This window comes from Catenuloplanes indicus (assembly GCF_030813715.1).
Taxonomy (GTDB): Bacteria; Actinomycetota; Actinomycetes; order Mycobacteriales; family Micromonosporaceae; genus Catenuloplanes; species Catenuloplanes indicus.
This window is the reverse complement of record NZ_JAUSUZ010000001.1, coordinates 1,005,770-1,026,025: the sequence shown is the minus strand read 5'-3', so window position 1 is coordinate 1,026,025 and position 20,256 is coordinate 1,005,770. Positions and strand designations below refer to the sequence as shown.

20 protein-coding genes and 1 pseudogene are annotated in these 20,256 nt (G+C 72.9%); 14 read left to right on the top strand and 7 right to left on the bottom strand.

Features of this window, described 5'->3' with window-relative positions:
* Positions 1-258 precede the first annotated feature (258 nt).
* Complete coding sequence (locus tag J2S42_RS04935) at positions 259-1,947, top strand: cellulose binding domain-containing protein (RefSeq protein WP_307235638.1); 1,689 nt, start codon at positions 259-261, stop codon at positions 1,945-1,947.
* Here the strand turns inward: J2S42_RS04935 and J2S42_RS04930 are convergent.
* Both J2S42_RS04930 and J2S42_RS41875 read right to left on the bottom strand, forming a co-directional pair.
* Positions 1,944-2,564 (bottom strand): aldo/keto reductase, encoded by a 621-nt coding sequence (locus J2S42_RS04930; protein WP_370879370.1) that lies wholly within the window; start codon positions 2,562-2,564, stop codon positions 1,944-1,946. The two genes, J2S42_RS04935 and J2S42_RS04930, sit on opposite strands and share 4 nt — an antisense overlap.
* A gap of 117 nt (positions 2,565-2,681) precedes the next feature.
* Positions 2,682-2,765, bottom strand: a complete 84-nt coding sequence (locus J2S42_RS41875; protein ID WP_370879369.1) for a hypothetical protein — start codon at positions 2,763-2,765, stop codon at positions 2,682-2,684.
* On the opposite strand from J2S42_RS41875, the gene J2S42_RS04925 reads away from it, so the two are divergent.
* Positions 2,727-3,212 (top strand): nuclear transport factor 2 family protein, encoded by a 486-nt coding sequence (locus tag J2S42_RS04925; RefSeq protein WP_370879368.1) that lies wholly within the window; start codon positions 2,727-2,729, stop codon positions 3,210-3,212. The two genes, J2S42_RS41875 and J2S42_RS04925, sit on opposite strands and share 39 nt — an antisense overlap.
* Positions 3,213-3,239: 27 nt before the next feature.
* Here the strand turns inward: J2S42_RS04925 and J2S42_RS04920 are convergent, their stop codons facing one another.
* Positions 3,240-3,542 carry a DUF4287 domain-containing protein gene (locus J2S42_RS04920; RefSeq protein ID WP_307235634.1) on the bottom strand — a complete coding sequence of 101 codons (303 nt, stop codon included), beginning with the start codon at positions 3,540-3,542 and terminating at the stop codon, positions 3,240-3,242.
* Between the two features lie 95 nt (positions 3,543-3,637).
* Between J2S42_RS04920 and pdxY the strand changes: the two genes are divergently transcribed.
* Together pdxY and J2S42_RS04910 are read left to right on the top strand one after the other, a co-directional pair.
* Positions 3,638-4,489: a pyridoxal kinase PdxY gene (gene pdxY, locus J2S42_RS04915; RefSeq protein ID WP_307235632.1), complete on the top strand. Its 852-nt coding sequence runs from the start codon at positions 3,638-3,640 to the stop codon at positions 4,487-4,489.
* A 35-nt stretch (positions 4,490-4,524) separates the two neighbouring features.
* Positions 4,525-4,956, top strand: a complete 432-nt coding sequence (locus tag J2S42_RS04910) for a DUF3592 domain-containing protein (protein ID WP_307235631.1) — start codon at positions 4,525-4,527, stop codon at positions 4,954-4,956.
* A gap of 80 nt (positions 4,957-5,036) precedes the next feature.
* Here J2S42_RS04910 and J2S42_RS04905 read toward each other — a convergent pair whose 3' ends face one another.
* Both J2S42_RS04905 and J2S42_RS04900 read right to left on the bottom strand, forming a co-directional pair.
* Positions 5,037-6,887 (bottom strand): ankyrin repeat domain-containing protein, encoded by a 1,851-nt coding sequence (locus tag J2S42_RS04905; RefSeq protein WP_307235629.1) that lies wholly within the window; start codon positions 6,885-6,887, stop codon positions 5,037-5,039.
* 993 nt (positions 6,888-7,880) lie between these two features.
* Positions 7,881-8,672: an SDR family NAD(P)-dependent oxidoreductase gene (locus J2S42_RS04900; protein ID WP_307235626.1), complete on the bottom strand. Its 792-nt coding sequence runs from the start codon at positions 8,670-8,672 to the stop codon at positions 7,881-7,883.
* A gap of 114 nt (positions 8,673-8,786) precedes the next feature.
* Here J2S42_RS04900 and J2S42_RS04895 point away from each other — a divergent pair, with 114 nt between their 5' ends.
* The 5 genes and pseudogenes from J2S42_RS04895 (at position 8,787) to J2S42_RS04880 (ending at position 13,233) form a co-directional block, all read left to right on the top strand.
* The gene (locus tag J2S42_RS04895) at positions 8,787-9,365 is read left to right on the top strand and encodes a GNAT family N-acetyltransferase (RefSeq protein WP_307235624.1); all 579 of its coding nucleotides are present in this window, start codon (positions 8,787-8,789) and stop codon (positions 9,363-9,365) included.
* 99 nt (positions 9,366-9,464) lie between these two features.
* Positions 9,465-9,701: pseudogene (locus J2S42_RS41870) on the top strand (RICIN domain-containing protein); the annotation flags it as partial.
* A gap of 20 nt (positions 9,702-9,721) precedes the next feature.
* The gene (locus tag J2S42_RS04890) at positions 9,722-10,090 is read left to right on the top strand and encodes a chitinase (protein ID WP_307235622.1); all 369 of its coding nucleotides are present in this window, start codon (positions 9,722-9,724) and stop codon (positions 10,088-10,090) included.
* 218 nt (positions 10,091-10,308) lie between these two features.
* Complete coding sequence (locus J2S42_RS04885; protein WP_307235620.1) at positions 10,309-12,474, top strand: hypothetical protein; 2,166 nt, start codon at positions 10,309-10,311, stop codon at positions 12,472-12,474.
* Positions 12,475-12,522: 48 nt separating this feature from the next.
* Entirely contained in the window at positions 12,523-13,233 is a 711-nt protein-coding gene (locus J2S42_RS04880) for an alpha/beta fold hydrolase (RefSeq protein WP_307235618.1), read from the top strand.
* Positions 13,234-13,298: 65 nt separating this feature from the next.
* Here the strand turns inward: J2S42_RS04880 and J2S42_RS04875 are convergent, their stop codons facing one another.
* Positions 13,299-14,330, bottom strand: coding sequence for a glycoside hydrolase family 11 protein (locus tag J2S42_RS04875; protein WP_307235616.1), 1,032 nt, complete (start codon positions 14,328-14,330; stop codon positions 13,299-13,301).
* 300 nt (positions 14,331-14,630) lie between these two features.
* Here J2S42_RS04875 and J2S42_RS04870 point away from each other — a divergent pair, with 300 nt between their 5' ends.
* Together J2S42_RS04870 and J2S42_RS04865 are read left to right on the top strand one after the other, a co-directional pair.
* Entirely contained in the window at positions 14,631-16,232 is a 1,602-nt protein-coding gene (locus J2S42_RS04870) for a peptide chain release factor 3 (protein ID WP_307235614.1), read from the top strand.
* 305 nt (positions 16,233-16,537) lie between these two features.
* A complete protein-coding gene (locus J2S42_RS04865) occupies positions 16,538-17,329 on the top strand; it encodes a methyltransferase domain-containing protein (RefSeq protein ID WP_307235612.1) in 792 nt (263 codons plus the stop codon).
* Here the strand turns inward: J2S42_RS04865 and J2S42_RS04860 are convergent.
* Positions 17,326-17,868: a TetR/AcrR family transcriptional regulator gene (locus J2S42_RS04860; protein WP_307235610.1), complete on the bottom strand. Its 543-nt coding sequence runs from the start codon at positions 17,866-17,868 to the stop codon at positions 17,326-17,328. The genes J2S42_RS04865 and J2S42_RS04860 overlap by 4 nt on opposite strands.
* Positions 17,869-17,960: 92 nt before the next feature.
* Between J2S42_RS04860 and J2S42_RS04855 the strand changes: the two genes are divergently transcribed.
* Genes J2S42_RS04855 through J2S42_RS04845 form a run of 3 tightly spaced genes read left to right on the top strand, consistent with a single transcriptional unit; the run spans position 17,961 to position 20,246 of the window.
* On the top strand, positions 17,961-18,467 hold the full coding sequence (locus J2S42_RS04855; RefSeq protein ID WP_307235608.1) for a hypothetical protein: 507 nt from the start codon (positions 17,961-17,963) through the stop codon (positions 18,465-18,467).
* Between the two features lies 1 nt (position 18,468).
* Complete coding sequence (locus J2S42_RS04850) at positions 18,469-19,800, top strand: dihydrolipoyl dehydrogenase family protein (RefSeq protein WP_307235606.1); 1,332 nt, start codon at positions 18,469-18,471, stop codon at positions 19,798-19,800.
* Between the two features lie 17 nt (positions 19,801-19,817).
* Complete coding sequence (locus tag J2S42_RS04845) at positions 19,818-20,246, top strand: organic hydroperoxide resistance protein (RefSeq protein WP_307235605.1); 429 nt, start codon at positions 19,818-19,820, stop codon at positions 20,244-20,246.
* The last annotated feature ends 10 nt before the right edge of the window (positions 20,247-20,256 follow it).

The following is a 20,256-nucleotide window of genomic DNA, read 5'->3' as shown; positions in this document are numbered from 1 at the left end:
ACATTTGTATTCACCGATGTAAATGTGAGCGCCAACATAACCGGCGGAAAACGCCTCGGCAAGGGATGACCCGTGGGCGCGCTCCCGGATAACGTGAGCGCGGTGCCCTTTTTCCAGAAGATGCTCGAACCCGTACCGGGAAAAGCGTTATGGCCGTCAACTGCGCCGGGTCCCGGCGCCGTTCCGCGTGTCAATCCATTGAAATGTGTGATTGTGTTGTGTTACATCTGACGGAATTCGACCGTCAGGAGAAATCTCATGCGAAGGTCCAGGACGTTCGGCGCCGCGGTGGCGTCGGCCGGTCTCATACTGACGACGGCGGTCGCGGTGGCGATGCCCGCGGGAGCGGCGGCGACCGGCTGCTCGGTGACATATTCGGTGTCGTCGCAGTGGCAGGGCGGCTTCGGCGCGGAGGTCGCCGTCACCAACCTCGGTGATCCCCTGACCAGCTGGTCGCTCACCTGGTCCTACGGCGCGGGCCAGACCGTGACCTCTGCCTGGAACGCCACGGTCACCCAGTCCGGCGCCGCGGTCACCGCGCGCAATGCCGCATACAACGGCGCGATCTCCACCGACGGCACCGCCACCTTCGGCTTCAACGGCGCCTGGACCGGCAGCAACCCGGTGCCGGCCGCGTTCGCCCTCAACGGCGTGGCGTGCACCGGGCGCACCACGCCGACCCCGACCGCCTCCGCCTCGCCGTCCACGCCGCCCGCCGGCAACCCGGACATCACCGTCAACACCGCGACCCGCTACCAGACCGTCGACGGATTCGGCGCCGCGGTGTCGATCTGGGGGAGCGCCTGGTCGACGGCGGAGACGCAGACCCTGGTCGGGACCGGGCCGAACCAGCTGGGCCTGTCGATCGTGCGAACCGGGGTCTCTCCGGTCTCCGGCGAGTGGCCGGCTCAGGTCAACGCGCTGCGGACCGCGAAGTCGTACGCGCCGGGTGTGAAGATCCTCGCCTCGCCGTGGACCGCGCCGGCGGCCTGGAAGACGAACAACAGCCGGATCAACGGCGGCAAGCTGCGCACCGACTACTACGACGACTATGCCGGCCACCTCAACAACTACGTCCAGTACATGCGCGGCCAGGGCGTGACCGTCGACGTCACCTCGGTGCAGAACGAGCCGGACTGGCACCCGGACTACGACTCGATGGACTGGAGCGGCGCCGAACTGCGCGACTTCCTCCGGACCCAGGGTGCGAAGATCCAGAACACCCGGCTGATGGTCGCCGAGGCGGTCAACCTGAACTACGGCTACACCGACCCGACGCTCAACGACGCCACCGCGCGCAACACCATCGGCTACATCGGCGGCCACCTGTACGGCACCGAGGCGTCCGGCCGGCTCAAGCCGTATCCGCTGGCCGCCCAGCACGGCAAGCCGGTCTGGATGACCGAGTGGAACCACCACGAGGCGGACGGCAACGGCTCCAGCATCTGGGGCAACCCGGCGAACCAGGCGGTCTGGGACGAGACGCTGGACGACGTCATGCGCACCGTGCACCTGTCGATGGAGTCGAACTGGTCCGCCTACGTCTGGTGGTACGGCAAGCGTTACTACTCCTTCATCGGCGACGGGGAGCCCGCCTTCGGCACCCAGGCCGGCGTGCCGCTCAAGCGCGGCTATGCGTTCTCGCAGTACGCCAAGTACGTGCGCCCCGGTTACCAGCGGATCGCGCTGACGAAGGGCTCCAAGGCGTCCCCGCTGGAGATCACCGCCTACCAGGGTGACGGCAAGGTCACCCTGGTCATGCTGAACCGGTCGGGCAGTGCGGTGAACAACGCCGTCGTCCAGGCCCCGGGGAGCGTCACGAAGGCCGAGCACTACCTCACGGCGCAGAACGCCGATGCGGCGAGCCAGGCCGTCGCCGTCAACGGCGCCCAGGTCACGGTCAGCGTCCCGGCCCGCAGCATCTCCACGGTGGTGCTGACGCTCTAGGCGGCGTCGCGACGGCGGCGCAGGGCCGGGTCGGTGAGCGCCGCCGGGACGTGTGCGACGTCCATCGCGCCCAGGTCGGTGCCGGGTGCCACCACCTCGTCGATCCGGTCCAGCACGTCGTCGCCGAGCGTGGTGCCGGCGCCGGCGAGCAGGTCGTCCAGGTGCTCCATGGTGCGCGGGCCGATGATCGCGGAGGTGACGCCGGGGTGGCCGACGACGAACGCGAGCGCGAGGTGGGTGAGGGACAGGCCGGCCTGCTCGGCGATCGGGACCAGCCGCTCGATCGCGTCGTGTTTGCGCCGGTCGCTCATGTGCCGGGGCAGCCAGCGCAGGCTGTTCGCGGAGACCGGTTCGCCGCCGGGCCGGAAGCGCCCGGTGAGCAGGCCACCCGCGAGCGGGCTCCAGATCAGCGTGCCCAGCCCGTACCGCCGGCAGGTCGGCAGCACGTCCCGTTCGATGCCGCGGTGCAGGATCGAGTAGTGCGGCTGCTCGGTGCGGAACCGGGCCAGCCCGCGGCGCTCGGCCAGCCACTGCGCCTCGACGATCTCCGTGGCCGGGAGGCCGGACGTGCCGGGTCGGGATTGCCGTACGGGCCGAACTTCATGGTGCCCAGGCAGAACGGGCTGACCTGGATGCCGGTGCCGCCGAGGGTGCGCATACGCACAGGAGTGCCTTTCGGTCGTCGAGGTGCGCGGCGTGACCGCGCACCTCGACGAGGCTCCCCGTGAATGGTGTCAGGGTGTGGCACCTTCCGGCCCGGTCACCGGCTCCCGGTGCTCCTGCGCCCAGCGGGCCAGCTCGCCGAGCGCCGGGCGGATCGCGGCGCCGCGCGCGGTGAGTTCGTAGCGCACCCGGATCGGGCGTACGCCGTCGCCATCGACGACGCGGACTGGGCCGGCTTCGCCGCGATCCTGACCGACCCGGTCCACATCGACTTCTCCGCGGCGGGCATGCCGGCGGCCGACCTTCCCCGCGCCGACTTCGTCGGGTTCGCGTCCGGCGCGCTCGAGCGCTGGACCGCCCGCCAGCACATCAGCCCGAACCACCGGGTCGTCTTCGACGAGACCGACCCGGACACCGCGGTCTGCCACTCGTACATGTACGCCCAGCACCACCTGGCCGGCGGCGGCCGCTACCTGATGCGCGGCTCCTACGAGCACGCGGTGGTACGTACCGCGGACGGCTGGCGGATCTCCCGCGTCACCCAGCACGTCAGCTGGCTCGAGGGCGACCCGGACGCACCGGAGCACGCCGCCCGGGCATGACCGGCACCCGGGTGCCCGGCCGGCCGGTCACTGGTTACCCGGGTCGGTGTCCTTGCCGTCGAGCCAGAGGCGCCCGATGCTGCCCGGCGGGGGCGGCGTGGTGCCCTCGTTCCTGATGTCGACGGACTCCCGGTGCCGGGATACCTGTGCCATCGTCATCGCGTGGCCGTGGCCCAGCCCATGCTCGGACTTGAGCCAGGCGACGATCTCGCCGGCCTTGGTGTCCGGCCCGCCGAGGCCGGCGGCGTCGAGGTCGTCGAGCAACTGGCGCGGCGTACGGCCGGTCCTGGTCTCGATGGTCGTCAGGTAGCTCTGGGCGGATGCGGGCACGGCGACGGTTCCTTCCGGTGATGGTGATCGCGCTGGGGAAACGGTAGACGCACCGGGCGGCGCCGTGGTCGTGGAGGGCGAACTAAGCTGCGGCTATGCGAGTCATGTCCATCCAGTCGGCGGTCGCCCACGGCCACGTCGGCAACTCCGCGGCGGTGTTCCCGTTGCAGCGCATCGGTGTCGAGGTCGTCCCGGTGCCGACGGTGAACTTCTCCAACCACACCGGGTACGGCGCCTGGCGCGGGCCGCTCATCGCACCGGCGGACGTGGCCGAGATCATTCTCGGCGTGGAGGAGCGCGGCATCTTCCCGCGGATCGACGCCGTGCTCTCCGGCTACCAGGGCGGCGTCGGCATCGGTGACGTCATCGTCGACGCCGTGCGCCGGGTGAAGGCCGCGAACCCGGCCGCGCTCTACGCCTGCGACCCGGTCATGGGCAACGCCAAGTCGGGGTGCTTCGTCGCGCCGGAGATCCCCGCGCTGCTGCGCGACCGGGTGGTACCGGTCGCCGACATCATCACGCCGAACCAGTTCGAGCTCGGCTTCCTGACCGGTACCGACCCGGCGAGCGTCGAGTCCACGCTGGCCTCGGCCGACCTGGCCCGCGCCATGGGCCCGTCCACCGTGCTGGTCACCAGCGTGGAGCGCCCGGACCGGGCCGAGGGCACCATCGAGATGCTGGTCGTCGACGACACCGGCGCCTGGCTGGTGACCACCCCGCACCTGCCGTTCAAGGCCAACGGTTCCGGCGACGTGACGGCCGCGCTGTTCACCGCGCACTACGTCGCCACCCGGGACGCCGCGGTGTCGCTGGAACGCACCGCCTCCAGCGTCTTCGACCTGATCGAGACCACCTACCGGTCCGGCGAACGCGAGCTCCAGCTGATCGAGGCGCAGGACTTCTACGCCACGCCGCGCATGCAGTTCACCGCCCGCCAGGTCCGCTGAGACCGGAGTGGCAGCCGTCCCCGATCATCGACGGTATGACTGGTGAGAAGCGGGTGGGGACCGGCGCGATCGTGTTCATGGTGCTCGGCGGTCTGGTGTTCATCGGGATCGGTGTCGCGATGTTCGCGCAGGGGCTGCCGCACAAGGGCGGTCTGCGCGCGCCCGGCCGAATCGTCGAGGTGCAGGTCATCCACGACGAGGGCACCCGGTGGCGGACGATCTACGAGTTCCAGGACGCCGCCGGTGCCACGCACCGGTTCACCGACCCGGAGGAGGAGACGTTCGAGCCGACCGTCGGGGAGCGGGTCGAGGTGTCCTATCTGCCGGGTGACCCCGGGTCCGCCCGCAAGGTCGACGAGGTGCTGAGTGAGGACGTGCTGCTCAGCTGGCTGGGCGGCACCGCGATGATCGCGATCGGCGTGCTGATCCCGCTCGCCGGCCGCCGCGACCGCCGCACGGCCGGCTGACCGCCCCACCCGGCGGCGCGAGCACGCCGGTCAGCCGGCGTCGGGCACACGCTGGTCAGCCGGCGCCGGGAGGACGACGGTCAGCCGGCCGGGAGGACGACGCGGTGGAATCCCTCCGGGTTGGTGACCAGGACCGAGGACGAGTCGGCCGCGTGCACGGAGGTGACGTTCCTCGGCCACCAGGGGCGGGCGTGCACGACCGCGCCGGTGTCCGCGTCGAGGACCAGCAGCCCGGCGGTCAGGCCGGCCACCACGCGCCGGCCGTCGGGCGTGAAGCAGACCGAGAGCGGCTTGACCGTGTCGTGCCAGGCTTGCAGCTGCTGCTTGACCCGCTGGTCGACGGTGAGCCGCCAGACCGGCCGGCGGGAGTCCGCGTCGAAGACCACGATCATGCCGGGCTCCGCGGCCGAGGTGCGCGCGTCGGACGGCGCGGCACCGCAGACCGCGAGCCGCCGGCCGTCCGGGGCGAAGGACAGCGCCTCGACCTGGCAGGCGATGCCCTCGAAGGTGACCTCGTCGGCGTCGTCCAGGTCCGGGCCGAGCAGCGCGAGCTCCGTCTCGTCGCCGAGCCAGGACACCACCAGGCGGCCGTCCGGCGCGAAGACCAGGCCGTCGACCCCGTGGGCGTACGCGTCGCCGTAGGTCACCCGCGGGCCGGCGTGCGCGACCACCGCGAGTCCGTGTCCGCCGCCGGGCGACCACCAGCCGGCCGCGATCAGCCGGCCGTCCGGCGAGAACGACACCGACTCGCAGGACGGCAACTCGTCGACGACGGCGACGACCTCGTCCAGCCGGTCCCAGCGGCGAATCTCCAGCGGCTGGCTCTCGCCACCGGCCAGCGCGAGCAGCGTGCCGTCCGGGGAGACCGCGAGCGCCGCGAACGGCGGCCGGTCGGTCGCGGTCACCTCGGCCGGACGCGGCGCGGCACCGCGCAGCGACCAGCGGACCAGGATGCCGTCCGGCCCCGCGGTGACCGCCTCGGCGCCGCCGGGGTGCACGGCCGCGCGGTGCTGCGGCAGGCCGATCGCCCGCTCCGGCGAGACTCGGCGGACCAGCCCGGGATGCACCGACGGCTCGGCCACCGCGCGCTGCCGCCGCCGGATCGCGGCCCGCTCCGGGGCGTCGGCCAGCACGCCCGGGTGCCGCCGCAGCCGGTGGATCGGCGCGATCCCGTCCGCGTCCCGGCGGGTCACGTCCGCGCCCGCGTCGATCAGGACCTGGATCACCCGGACGGCCTCGTCCGCGGACTGCGGATGGGCGTACGTGAAGTAGGCCCGGTGCGCCAGCGGCGTCCAGCCCCGGCCGTCCGGCACGTCGACCGGGACTTCCGCGCCGAGCAGCACCGCGATCAGGTCCGCGTCTGCGGCGGTGTGCAGCGGAGTGCGCCCGCGCGGATCGGTCGCGTGCGGGTCCGCACCGGCGGCCAGCAGGGCGCGCGCGGTCGCCACGTCCGGCGCGTGGTGCAGCGGCGTAAGCCCTTCCCGGTCGACCGCGTGCGGCGAGGCCCCCGCGGCCACCAGCATCCGGACCATGGCCGGGGTACGCGCGTGGTGCAGCGCGGACTTGCCGTGGGCGTCGCGCAGGTGCGGGTCCGCGCCGCGGTCCAGCAGCACCGCCACCACCTCGTCCCGCCCGGACGTGACGTGACCGTGCAGGCCGGCGGCACCGTCCGCGCCGGGCAGCAGTCGCGCGACGTCCGCGGTCGACGCGTGGTCGAGCGGAACGCGCCGCTGGTTGTCCCGGGCGAGCGGGTCCGCCTCGGCCGCCAGCAGGAAAGCGACCACCTCCGGGTGCCCGCCGATCGCGGCCGCGGCCAGCGCCGTGCGCCCCCGCGAGTCGCGCTGCTCCAGCGTGGCACCGCCGGCGACCAGCGCCCGTACCGTGTCGAGATCTCCGGCGTGGGCGGCGGTGAACAGCGGCGAGTCGATCACCGCCCGGACCGTACCACCCGGGCACCCGGCCGGCCTGGGAGCTCGATCCGGCCCGGACACCCGATCCGGCCTGGAACGCCGATTCGGCGCCAAGGCGCGATCCGGCCCGGAGGCGCGATCCGGCCCGGCACGGGCGTGCCGGGCAGCACACGAACGCGCGAAGCGCGGCGTCGGGCCGCGCGGCGCGGCGCTGCGCAGTGACTGCTTCGGAGCACGCGCGAAGTCCGCGTCCGAAATATTGGCATATCTGGTGCTGGCTTCGGGTGTCCGTGTCCGCGGGAATCCCGCCTTCCCGGCTGAGGGCGCCGTGTTCGCGCCGGGCCGGCGGAGAGCCGCCGAGCACCTCGTCCCCAATAGTGCGATATTTCGAGCGTGGGGTGCGTCGGTCGCCGGCTCGGTGGTGCGGTGCAAGATCTGTATGCCGTTGGTGACCGCTTCTATCCCGGCGAAGCGGCCACCACGACATCTGGATCTTCGATCCCGCACGGATGGAAGATCATCCCGGGCATTGACCCCGCCCGCGATGGCGAGTGAAGCACGCGCAACACCAACAGCGCGGGGTGCACCGCCGGCGTTGATGCGGGACCGGAGGCGTGCGAAACACGCGCGACCACCGGCAGTGCGAGCACGCGCTGCCGGTATCGGCCCAGGGCCGGTCGCGTGCGAAGCACGTGGATCGCGGGCAGGGTGGGTATGCCCTGCCGGTGTTGAGGCGCGACCGGCGGGCAGGAGCGCCGGCGACACCGGCACCCCACTTACCTTAAGTTGATCACGGGCCCTGACCTGGATTTTCACAAAACACCCACCGTGACCGCTCCCGGCCCGCCGCACCGCACGGGACGGCATCCGCGCCGGCCACAAGACTCGCGGCCCCACCCAGGTCCGCTTCAAGATCAAAATAAGCTGAGTGGCATTGGACCGGTGCCCGCGGGAGCGTGCGGGAACCGGCCACGCCGGAAGCGGGAAAAGCAATTGCCGGGTTGGGGTTGGCGGTTACAGCACCGTGGTGAGGACGCCGCCGTCGACCCGGACCGCGGAGCCGTTGATCGCGGACGCGGCGGGGCTGGACAGGAAGGTGACCGTGTCGGCGATCTCGCGTGGCTCGATGAAACGGCCCAGCAGGGAGGTCTGGTTCGTCGCGATGATCGCGGCCTTCATCGTCTCCTCGGGGATGGACTGCGCGTCGGCGAGGCCGCGGACCGTGCCGGCCACGCCATCGGAGTAGGTGGGGCCGCCCAGGACCGAGTTGACGGTGACGGCGGTGCCCTTGGTGAGTTTGGCCAGGCCGTTGCCGACCGAGAGCATCGCGGTCTTGGTGGTGCCGTAGTGGATCATGTCGGCCGGGACGTTGACGCCGGACTCGCTGCTGACGAAGATGATTCGGCCCCATCCGCGGTCCAGCATCGCCGGGAGCAGGCGCCGGGACAGACGGACGCCGCTGAGCACGTTGACGTCGAAGTATGTTCGCCATTCCGCGTCCGTGATCTGCGCGAACTCCTTGAGTTCGAACAGGCCGACGTTGTTGATCAGGATGTCGACGTCGGGGATCTCGGCGCAGAGCCGGTCGACCTGGCCGGGGTCGGTGAAGTCGGCCGGCAGGCCGGTGACGGACGCGCCGGGCACCTCCTGCCGGAGCGCCTCGACGGCGGCGGTGAGGCGCTCCGGGTCGCGGCCGTTGAGGATCACGTCGGCGCCCTCGCCGGCCAGTGTCCGCGCGATCGCGTATCCGATGCCCTGACTGGAGCCGCTGATGAACGCGGACTTCCCGGTGAGCTGCAGATCCATTGTTGTTCCCTTCGTGCGTGGGCCGGTCCGTCCGGCCGGCCCGCAGTGAGTCTGCGCCGGGGCGATGAGCAACCGATCAGTGTTCGGCAAGCGAGCCGGGACTAGGGTGGTGGCGTGTCTGGCTTTTCGATCTCCGGCATCGTCAGTGAGCGGCTGGTCCTCGGGCCGGTCGAGGAGCGCGACGCGGCCGAGGTGTACGAGACGTGGCAGGACGAGTCGTTCATCCGGTGGGCGCCGGTGGGGTATCCGTACGCGGGTGCCGACCTGCCGACCGCGATCGAGTGGTGCACGACCGGTGCCGCGATCCGGCGGGAGGACCCGGGCCGGGTCGAGTTCGCGCTGCGGCCGCGTGGCGCGGACCGGATGGCCGGGCTGGTCGGGCTGTTCGACACCGACTGGGACAACGGGATCACCGAGATCCATTACTGGACCGCCGCGTGGGCGCGCGGCAACGGGTACGCGGGGGAGGGCGCCCGGGCGGTGGCGGAGTGGGCGCTGCGGCAGGTGGGCCTGGAGCGGGTGGTGCTGCGCGCGGCGGCCGGCAACGCGCCGTCGCTGCGGGTGGCGGAGTCGGCCGGCTTCCGCGCCGAGGGCGTGCTGCGCAGCGCGGCGGTCCTGCGCGCCGGCGGGCGCACCGACCACGCGGTCTACAGCCTGATCCGGGCCGATCTCCGGCGCGGCGCCGGAAAATAATCAAGAAAGTTTATAAATCTTTGCAGATCGACGTCCGCCGCGTTGCATGCAAGAAGCGCGCTGCTTCCGCAGACCTCGGCAAGGACGGGGACTCCTTGGATGGATGTCTCTGAGCTTCGCAGGACCCTGCTCGCGGCAGCGCTCAGCCTGGCCACGGCCACCGCACTGCTGGCGGCAACCGGGCACCCCGCGTCCGCGGCGGCGACCGGGCAGATCACCGGGCTGGCCGGGAAGTGCATCGGTGCGGCCGGCGGGAACACCGCCGACGGCACCGCGATCGACCTCTACGCGTGCGTCGGCGACGCCACCCAGCAGTGGACGCTTCCCGGCGACGGCACCATCCGTACCGCCGGGAAGTGCATGGACGTCTCCAACTCCGGCACCGCGGACGCGACTGGGGCCGGCCGTTCGGCTGCCCGGCGGGGCACGCCGCATACTACGGGCGCGGGCCGGTCCAGCTGTCCTGGAACTACAACTACAAGGCGGCCGGGGACGCGCTCGGGATCGATCTGCTGAACAACCCGTGGCGGGTCGAGCAGGACGCGGCGGTGGCCTGGCGGACCGGCGTCTGGTTCTGGATGACCTCGACCGGCGCGGGCAGCATGACCGGCCACCAGGCCATGGTCGGCGGGGCGGGCTTCGGCCAGACCGTGCGGACCATCAACGGTGCGGTGGAGTGCGACGGCAAGCGGCCGGATCTGGTGCAGGCGCGGGTCACCGCGTAGCAGCGTTTCGCCGGCATCCTGGGGGTTCCGGCCGGCGGCAATCTCTACTGCTGACGAACGGTGCCGGGCTGGCGCGGCGTGCGCGGGCCCGGCGCCGGCACCCGCGCGGCGTCCGGCCCGAGCACGGCTACAGCCGCGTCACCGTCCTGGCCGGATCGCCGTCCCGGCGGCGCGGACACCGTGGCCGGGTCGTGCCCGGGGCCGCCTACGCTGGGCCGGTGAGGACCGGCCCGCTCTCCGTCGACGAGCTCGGCGCGCTGCTGCCCCACCTCGGCCGCGAGGTGGTGCACGCGATCTGGCTGGTCACCGGCGGCCGTCCCGGCCCGGCGCGGGAGCTGGCCGCCACGGTCGGCGACGGCCCCGGGGACCCGGTGGCGGAGCTGGCGTTGCGAGTGCCGTCCCGGACCGGTTTCCTGATCCCGGACGTCGCGCTGATCCGCCTGCTGGAGACCGCGGCCGCCCGCCCGCTGCCCGCCGCCGTCCGGTCCCGGGTGCTCATCCGGCTGGCCCGGGAACTGCTCGGCGACCCGGCCAGCACCGCCCGCCGCCGCGAGCTGGTGGACGAGGCGGTGGCGCTCGCGCGCGCGGACGGCGACGCACGCGCGCTGGCCCGGGCGCTCGACGGGCGGCTGCACGCACTCTGGGACCCGGCGGCCGCGGCGGACCGGCTGACGTCCGCGGCGGAGATCGTCACGCTGGCCCGGCACGCCGGAGACGCGGAGATCGAGCTGCGCGGCCTGCTGTGGCGGTTCACCGCGCTGGCCGAGCTGGGCGATCTGGACGCGGCGGAGGCGGCGCTGGTCACCTACGGCCGCACCGGCGAGCTGCTCGGCGACCCCGAGGCCGCGGTGGTCGTGCTGTCCCGGCAGGCCGTGTTCGCGCTGGCCCGCGGCGAGCTGGCGGTCGCCGCGCAGCTGACCGGCGAGGTCGCGCGCGCCGGCCACCGCGCGGGCCTCGCCGACACGGACCGGCTGACCGCGTCGCTGCGTGGCCAGCTGGCGATGCTGCACGGCCGGCCGGAGCCGGAGATCGCGCCGCTGCGCGCGCTGGCCCGGCAGCTGCCCGGCCACTTCTTCGGCGCCACGGTCGCCCGGGTGCTGGTCGCGGCCGGCCGCGACGACGAGGCACTGCTGGAACTGGAACGCCTGCGGCCCGCGGTCCTTACCGGAACCGGACCGCGCTGGCTCGGCGCGGTCGCGGACCTGGCGTTCACGGCCGCGCGCGGCGGGCCGCCGGAGGCGGTGCGGGCACTGTACGACGCGCTGCTGCCGTACCGGGGCCGGCTGGTCGTCTGGGGCTGCGCGAACACGATCACCGGCCCGGTCGACGACCTGCTCGGCCGTCTCGCCCGGCGGCTCGGCCGGGAGACGGAGGCGCTCGAGCACTTCGACCGCGCGGTGGCGCACGAGGAGCGCCTGGGCGCGCTGACCTGGCTCGCCGGCACGCTGCATGCCCGGCGGCGCCCCGGCGACCGCGACCGCGCCCGCTCCCTCGCACGACGCCTCGGCATGACGCTCGACGAGCGGCCTGACCCCGGAAAACCACCGGCACCAAAAACCGCACAACCCACCGCACGGTACGGGGTGCCGGCACCCGGATCCGGGCCGGCGGCGGGAGCCGGGCTGGCTGCAGGATCAGGGCTGGCGGCAGGAGCCGGGCCGGCGGAGGGAGCCAGGCTGGCAGCGGGAGCCGGGCCGGCAGCGGGAGCCGGGCCGGCGGTGGGATCCGGGCCGGCGGTGGGATCCGGGCCGGCGGCGGCGAAGGAGCGACGGCGGGCGGCAGAGCAGCCGGCGACGGCGACGTTCGCAAGGCGGCCGGCGGAGTCCGGGGCCGCCCCGGCCGGGGCGGAGTGGCGGCTGGGTCGTGACGGCGAGGACTGGATTCTCGCCGCCGGCACGGACACCGTGCGACTCCGTGACGTGCGCGGACTGCACTACCTGCGCGCGCTCCTCGCCGTACCCGGGCAGGAGATCGAGGCTCTTGATCTTGTGGCCGGCGGTGCCGGCCTGCGCGCGACCCCGGCTGCCCCGCTGCTGGACGCCGCCGCGCGGGCCGCCTACCGGCAGCGGCTGGCGGAGCTGGACGCCCGGCTCGACGCGGCCGACCGCACCGGCGACGTGGCCGGTGCCGAGGACGTGACGCGCGAGCGGGCCGCGCTGATGGCGCACCTGCGCGCCGCGACCGGTGCCGGCGGCCGGCCCCGGCGGCACGGCGCGGAGGCCGAACGCGCCCGGGTCAACGCGACCCGCGCGCTGTCCACCGTGCTGACCCGGCTGGACGCCGCCGCGCCGCTGGTCGCGCTGCACCTGCGCGCGTCGCTGCGGACCGGCGCCCGGCTGCGCTACCAGCCGGCGCCGGGCGGCCCGGCCCGCTGGCTGGTGTGACCGGCGCCACGAACGAGTCGTTCATCCCGGGGGAACGCCGTCCGGTACGTGACCGATCTTCTGCTGCTGCACGGCCTGACCTACGACCATCGCACCTGGGACCCGGTGCGCGCCGCGCTCCCGCCGGGCCACCGGGTCCTCGCGCCGGACCTGCCCGGTCACGGCGCCGCGCCCCGCCGGGCGTCCTACGCGCTGAGCGAGGTCGTCGACGTGCTCCACGCGCGGGCCGAGGCGGCCGGCCTGGTGAACCCGGTGGTCGCCGGGCACTCGCTGGGCGCGGTGATCGCGACCGCGTACGCCGCCGTGCACCCGGTCTCCCGCGTCGTCAACGTCGACCAGGTGCTGCTCATCGGCCCGTTCGGCACCGCGGTCCGGGCGGCCGTGCCGGTGCTGCGCGGTCCGGACTGGCGGACGGTCTGGGACCGGATGCTGGCCGGCATGGGCGTCGAGTCGCTGCCGGACGCGGCCCGCACGCTGGTCGAGACTGCCACCGACCCGCGCCCGGACCTGCTGCTCGGCTACTGGTCCGAGATCATCGAACGCCCGGCCGCGGAGATCGAGGCGGACGCGGCCGCACGGTTGCGCACGATCGCGGCCCGCGGCACCGGCTACCACTGGGTGACCGGCCGCGAGCCGTCCGAGCGCTACCTCGCCTGGCTGCACGCGCATGCGCCGCACGCGGCGGTGACGGTCGTGCCGGGCGGCCACTTCCCGCACCTCGCCGACCCGGCCCGCGTCGCCCGGATCATCGCGGGGTGAGACGGCAACGGCCGGGAAGACCCAGCGGGTCCTCCCGGCCGTTGCCGCCGCCCCGGTGTGGTGGGTCAGCCGGTGCGGCAGGTGATGGTCGGCCAGGTCCAGTTGCCGTTGGCCATGATCGTCACGCCGAAGTTGTTGCCGTTGCCGTTCGGCCGGGCGGTGACGGTGCCGGTGGTGCCGGTGACCGCCGCGTTCCAGCTGTTCTGGATGCTCTGGCCGCCGTTCAGCGCGAGCGTGACCGTCCAGTTGCTGGCGTTGCTGACCGCGACGTTCAGGTTGAACCGGTCGCCGAACTGCTCACCGGCGGACAGCGTCGCGGTGCAGTTGCCGCCGCCCGGGTTGCCGGGGGTGGTCGGCCCGGTGGTCGGGTTGCCGCCGCCGGTGCCCTCCCGGACCGTGATGTCCGAGCTGCCCTGGCTCTGGTAGCCCTCGGTCGCCATGATCTGGTAGCTGTGGTTCGTGCCGAGGTTCAGGCCGGCCCGCGCCCACGCGTCGAAGTGGTTCGCGGTGGTGATGGTGCCGCTGCTGCGCTTCTGCTGGCGTACGCTCCAGAACTGGTAGAACGTGCAGCGGTCGCCGTCGATGCAGGGCGCGTTGACCCGCTGGCTGCGCAGGATGTCGTACGTGCCGCCGTCGGTGGTGACGGTGCCGAACCGGGTCGCGCCGCTGCTCGGGTTGTAGTTGCCGAAGTTCTCCACCACGTAGTACTCGATGAGCGGGTTGCGCGTCCATCCGTACAGTGCGAGGTAGGTGTTGTTGTTCCCGGGGTTGTAGGTGCCCGAGTAGGTGACGGTGCGGCGGCTGCCGGTGGCCCAGCCCTTGCCGCCGACCCAGTTGTTGGTGCTGCGGTCCCAGCTGCTGGAATAGCGCCCGTCGGCGCGCAGCGTCATGCTGGCGTTGCCGCTGTCCTTCCAGAACGAGAAGAAGTAGCCGTTGTGCGTGCCGGTCTGGTTCGAGGTGAGCGTCCGGTCGGCCTCCGCGTGTGCGGTGCCGGCCAGGGCCAGGCCGGAGATCGTGACCACCGCGGCGCAGGCGGCGCCGAGGAACATCCGGATGCGGCCACGGCGACCCCTCGGTGCGGGGGAGCTGTCGTTCATGTCCCTTCATCCTCCTCATCGATGGACGTTTATGTCCATCGATGGCAATCGTAGGATCACAGCCGTAACCTTGGCAACAATTTCCGGTAATCGTCCGGAAGTAATGCCCGTGATTCCCGTGGCCGGGGCATCAGATCGACGCTCGGTACCGAAGGCACTGATAACCGGTTACCGAAACTTTCGGAACCTTCCGAAGCCCCGAACATCGAGGCAGGTACGCTGTTGCGGCACGCCGGGCGGGTGGCGATACGGTGATCGGGTAGCCGTCATGACGCGTTCTCCCCGGAAGAGGTCGATGAGTTGAGTGCCCCGGTGTCGGTCACCTCGCGTGAGGTCGTGCGGGAGGCGGCCCGGCGCAGGACGTTCGCCGTCATCTCCCATCCGGACGCCGGCAAGTCCACGCTGACCGAGGCGCTGGCGCTGCACGCGCGGGTCATCGGCCAGGCCGGCGCCGTGCACGGCAAGGGCGAGCGGCGCGGCACCGTGTCCGACTGGATGGCCATGGAGCGCGACCGCGGCATTTCGATCACGTCCGCGGCGCTGCAGTTCGCGTACCGCGACGTGGTGGTGAACTTGCTGGACACGCCCGGCCACGCGGACTTCTCCGAGGACACCTACCGGGTGCTGACCGCGGTCGACTGCGCGGTCATGCTGCTCGACGCGGCCAAGGGCCTGGAACCGCAGACGCTCAAGCTGTTCGAGGTGTGCCGCCAGCGGCAGATCCCGGTGATCACGTTCATCAACAAGTGGGACCGGCCCGGCCAGGACGCGCTCGCGCTGCTCGACGAGATCGAGTCGCGCATCCAGCTCACCCCGACGCCGCTGAACTGGCCGGTCGGCGTCGCCGGCCACTTCCACGGGCTGGTCGACCGGGACACCGGCGGCATGATCCGGTTCGAGCGCGCGCCGGGCGGCGCCGGGATCGCCATCGAGGAACACCTCGACACCGCAGAGGCGGCGCGACGGTACGGCGGGGACTGGTCCGGCGCGATCGAGGAGCTGGAACTGCTCACGCTCTCCGGCGCCGAGCACGACGAGGAGAGCTTCCAGGCCGCGCGCAGCACGCCGGTGCTGTTCGGCGCCGCGGTGACCAACATCGGCGTACGGCAGCTGCTGGACGTCCTGGTCGAGCTGGCCCCGGCGCCGGCCGCGCGGCCCACCACCGACGGCGGCAGCCGGCCGCTGGACTCGGAGTTCTCCGGCTTCGTCTTCAAGATCCAGGCGAACATGGACCCGTCGCACCGCGACCAGGTCGCGTTCGTGCGCGTCTGCTCCGGCCGGTTCACCCGCGGCATGATCGTCACGCACGGCACCACCGGCCGGCCGTTCACCACGAAGTACGCCCAGCAGATCTTCGGCCGCGACCGGGACACGCTCGACGAGGCGTACCCCGGCGACGTGATCGGTTTGGTCAACGCGACCGCGCTGGGCATCGGCGACACGCTGCACACCGGCCCGAAGGTGCGCTTCCCGGCGCTGCCGGCGTTCCCGCCGGAGCACTTCGCGGTGGTGCGCGCGGTCGACTCGTCCACGTTCAAGCGGTTCCGCCGCGGCATCGAGCAGCTCGACGCCGAGGGCGTGGTCCAGGTGCTGCGCTCCGAGCTGCGCGGCGAGCAGGCGCCGGTGCTGGCCGCGGTGGGCACCATGCAGTTCGAGGTGGCGACGCACCGGCTCGCGGCCGAGTTCGGCGTGCGCACCACGCTCGACCGGCTGCCGTACGAGTTCGCCGTCCGCACCACGCTCGACGGCCGCGACGCGCTGCAGTCCGAAGCCGGCGTGGAGGTGCTCCGCCGCACCCAGGACGACGCGCTGCTGGCCCTGTTCCCGAACCCGTACCGGCTGCGTTCGGTCGCGGCCCGGCACCCCGGCGTACCGCTGGAGCCGTTGACCGGCAACAGCTAGCGGCTGTATCGACGGGGATGCCGGGCTGCGGCTCGGCCAGGGTGCCGCCTGGCGCACGCCGACCTGGGCTGCACCGCGCGCCCGGCTGCGGAGATGCTGCGCGACACCGGCCAGAGCCTGATCGACCTCGGCCCGGCCCGGCCGGCGCCCCCACTCGGCTCGGACCGGCCGGGGTCTCGGTGAGCGACGTGCGGTGAGCGCTGTGCCCGGGGCGGGCTGTGCCGGGGTGCGGATCAGCATGCGGCCGGATCGGACAGATCGGTCACACGGTCGAACCTCGGGTGCCCGGCGGCCGTCTGCCGATCATGGACACGATCTCGGATTTCAGTGGTACGGCGCAGACCGCGATGCTGCGCGACTACCTCTCCGCCGCGGCCGGGTCGTCGGCGATCCAGCGGGTGCGGGCGACCGGCCTGGCGATGTGGGCGGTCGGTGGCGGCCGCCTGCTGGACGTCGGCTGCGGCAACGGTGAGGTGGCCCGGGAACTGTCCGCGCTGCTGCCGGACGCCGAGGTGACGGCCGTCGACCACTCGGCGGACGCGATCGCCACGGCCGCCGGGCTGCACGACGGCAGCCGGGTGACGTACGAGGTGGGCGACGTGTACGACCTGCCGTACCCGGACGGGCACTTCGACGGTGTGCGCAGCGAGCGGGTGCTGCAGCACCTGGCCGACCCGGACCGCGCGGTCGCCGGGATGGCCCGGGTGCTGCGGCCCGGCGGGCGGCTGTGCCTGATCGACACCGACTGGCAGTCGCTGCAACTGGACGGCTCCCCGGAGCGCCTCCATGACGGCGGGATGGAGCTGTTCGCGGAGTGGCAGGGCAAGTTCCGCTCGGTGGTCAGCCCGCCGTCCGGACGTACGCTGCGGCGGCGCCTGGTCGAGGCCGGCCTGACCGACGTGCGTACCGAACCGGTCACGCTGGTCTTCACGGACCTGGACGAGGCCCGGCCGGTGATGCCGTTCGGCCCGGAGATGTTCGAGAGCGTGGGCATGGCCGACCGCGCCGCGGGCTGGCTCGCCGACCTGGACCGCGCGGTCGCGGACGGCACGTTCCTGGTCACGCTCACCATGTGGGTGGCGGCCGGCACGCGCTAGCCGCGCAGTAGTGCCTCCACGCCGAGCAGGAACGTCGCGCCGACCTCTGCCGGGTCGGTGAGGCACCCGGAGGCCATCGCGCCGTCGCGGAGCAGCACGAAACGGCGGGCCGCGGGCTCGTCGAGCAGCTCCGCGACGGTGTCCGCGAACCACTGCCGGTGCGCCATGACGACCTGGTGCACCGGGTGCGCCGGGTCGGGGTACTCGGTTGCCGCGTTGAGGAACGCGCACCCGCGGAACCCGGGTGAGCGGATGTCGTCCGCGATGCCCCGCGCTATCGCCCGTGCCGCCTCCACCGGCGGCAGCCCGGCCGCGGACACCTTCTCCACCTGCGCCCGGATGGCCTGGTCGACCTCGGTCAGGTAGGCGACGACCAGGTCCTCCTTGCCGGGGAAGTGGCGGTAGAGCGTGGCGCGGGTGATCTGCGCCTCCGCCACGATCCGGTCGATGCCGACCGAGTGGATGCCCTCGGTGTAGAAGATCCGGGTCGCGGTCGCGAGGAGGCGGTTGCGCGCTTCGGAGGTCCTGGGCTCTCTCATGCCGCCATCGTAGCGGATAGAACGTTCGGTCTTGCATTTTCGGCGCCGCGGTGCCAGAGTTCTGCGAGACCGAACGTTCTACCTCTTTGGGGATGAGTCGCGTGACGCTACGACAGCTCTACTTCGTCCGATCCGGGTTCGCGCTGGCCTGGGCCGTGCTGCTGTTCCTCACCGGCGCCGACCTGAACCCGGTCAGCATCGCGCTGCTGGTCCTCTACCCGCTGTTCGACGTCGGCGCCGCGATCGTCGACCTCCGCGTGAACGGCTCGTCGCCGACGCTCTGGGCGAACGTCGCGGTCAGCACGCTCACCGCCGCGGGCCTGGCCGTCGCGGTCACCTCCGGCATCCCGGCCGTACTCGGCGTCTGGGGGGCCTGGGCCATCGCGGCCGGTGCCATCCAGCTAGCCGTCGGCCTCGGCCGGCGCGCGCTCGGCGGTCAATGGCCGATGATCATCAGCGGTGGCCAGTCCGTCCTCGTCGGCGGCACGTTCCTGCTCCAGCTCGGCGCCGAGAACCCGATGCTCACCACGCTCTCCGGCTACGCGCTGCTCGGCGGCGTGTACTTCCTCATCTCCGCGTTCCGGCTGAAAAGGTCCTGACATGAACGCTTACACGTACGACGTGGTCGTGATCGGTGCCGGCCCGGCCGGTGAGAACGTGGCCGACCGCGCGGTGAAGGGCGGCCTGACCGCCGCGATCGTCGAACGCGAACTGGTCGGCGGCGAATGCTCCTACTGGGCGTGCATGCCCACCAAGGCACTCCTGCGCAGCGCGGCCGCACGCCGGGCCGCGCTGAGCGTCCCCGGCGTGCCGGTCGGCGAGCTGGACCCGGCCGCGGTGCTGCGCCGCCGGGACGAGTTCGCCGCGCACTGGGCGGACGACGGCCAGGTCGGCTGGCTGGAACAGGCCGGGATCGCGCTGCACCGGGGCACCGGCCGGATCGTCGCCGACCGGGTCGTGCAGGTCGGCGACGACCGCCTCACCGCGCGGCACGCCGTCGTCGTCGCGACCGGGACCAGCGCGTTCGTCCCGGACATCCCTGGGCTGCGGGACATCTCGCCGTGGACCAGCCGGGAGGCGGCCGCCGCGACCTCGGTCCCCGGCCGGCTGGCGATCATCGGCGGCGGCGTGGTGGCGACCGAGATGGCGACCGCGTTCGCCGCGCTGGGCAGCTCCGTGACGCTGCTGGCGCGCTCCGGCGTGCTCGGCGGGTTCGAGCCGTTCGCCGGAGAGCGCGTGGTGGAGTCGCTGCGCGAGTCCGGCGTGACCGTGCGGCTCGGCGCCGCGGTCACCGCCGCGCGCCGCGACCCGGGCGGCACGGTGCAGCTCATGCTCGCCGACGACACCGTGGTCGCCGCGGACGAGGTGCTGGTCGCCACCGGCCGCACGCCGAACACCGAGGACGGCGCGTTCATCACCGTCGACGACACGATGCGGGCGAACGACTGGCTCTACGCGGTCGGCGACGTCAACGGGCGCGCGCTGCTCACCCATCAGGGCAAGTACCAGGCGCGGCTGGCCGGCGACGCGATCGTGGCCCGCGCGCACGGCAAACCGGTCCGGCACGTGGACGCGGGCGTCGTACCGCAGGTGGTCTTCACCGACCCGGAGATCGCCTCGGTCGGCCTGACCGCGGCCGCCGCGGCCGAGGCCGGCCTGCGGACCCGGGTCGTCGACTACGACCTCGGCGCGGTCGCGGGCGCGTCCCTGCACGCGGACGGCTACCGCGGCCACGCGCGCATGGTCGTCGACGAGGACCGGTCCGTCATCGTCGGCTTCACGCTCGCCGGTTCGGACGTCGCCGAACTGCTGCACGCGGCCACGATCGCGATCGTCGGCGAGATCCCGCTGGACCGGCTCTGGCACGCGGTCCCCGCATACCCCACGGTCAGCGAGGTCTGGCTGCGGCTGCTCGAGAACTATCCCCTCTGAACGACAAGGAGACCCCCATGTCCCGGACGCTCTACACCGCGGTCGCCACGTCGGTCGGCGACGGCCGCGCCGGCGGGCAGGCCCGCACGGACGACGGCCTGCTCGACGTCGTCACCGCCACCCCGAAGGAGATGGGCGGCCCCGGCGGCGCGACCAACCCGGAACAGCTGTTCGCGGCCGGCTGGGCCACCTGCTTCCACTCGTCGGTCAAGCACGTGGCCGGGCTGCGCAAGGTGACGATCACCGACTCCGCCGTGATCGCCGAGGTCCAGCTGGGCACCACGGCCGAGGGCGGTCTCGGCCTGAGCGCGGCGCTGCACGTCGAACTGTCCGGCGTGGACCAGGCCACCGCGGACGCGCTGGTCGAGGCCGCCCACGCCATCTGCCCCTACTCCACCGCCACCCGCGGCAACATCCCGGTCACGCTCGACACGACCGTCGCCTGACCCGGTCCGG

What these genes read in the sequence shown, in the direction of transcription:
- J2S42_RS04935 (WP_307235638.1), top strand. Translation starts at nt 259, where the DNA reads ATGCGAAGGTCCAGGACGTTCGGCGCCGCGGTGGCGTCGGCCGGTCTC.
- pdxY (WP_307235632.1), top strand. Translation starts at nt 3,638, where the DNA reads ATGCGAGTCATGTCCATCCAGTCGGCGGTCGCCCACGGCCACGTCGGC.
- J2S42_RS04910 (WP_307235631.1), top strand. Translation starts at nt 4,525, where the DNA reads ATGACTGGTGAGAAGCGGGTGGGGACCGGCGCGATCGTGTTCATGGTG.
- J2S42_RS04900 (WP_307235626.1), bottom strand. Translation starts at nt 8,672, where the DNA reads ATGGATCTGCAGCTCACCGGGAAGTCCGCGTTCATCAGCGGCTCCAGT.
- J2S42_RS04875 (WP_307235616.1), bottom strand. Translation starts at nt 14,330, where the DNA reads ATGAACGACAGCTCCCCCGCACCGAGGGGTCGCCGTGGCCGCATCCGG.
- J2S42_RS04865 (WP_307235612.1), top strand. Translation starts at nt 16,538, where the DNA reads ATGGACACGATCTCGGATTTCAGTGGTACGGCGCAGACCGCGATGCTG.
- J2S42_RS04860 (WP_307235610.1), bottom strand. Translation starts at nt 17,868, where the DNA reads ATGAGAGAGCCCAGGACCTCCGAAGCGCGCAACCGCCTCCTCGCGACC.
- J2S42_RS04855 (WP_307235608.1), top strand. Translation starts at nt 17,961, where the DNA reads ATGAGTCGCGTGACGCTACGACAGCTCTACTTCGTCCGATCCGGGTTC.
- J2S42_RS04850 (WP_307235606.1), top strand. Translation starts at nt 18,469, where the DNA reads ATGAACGCTTACACGTACGACGTGGTCGTGATCGGTGCCGGCCCGGCC.
- J2S42_RS04845 (WP_307235605.1), top strand. Translation starts at nt 19,818, where the DNA reads ATGTCCCGGACGCTCTACACCGCGGTCGCCACGTCGGTCGGCGACGGC.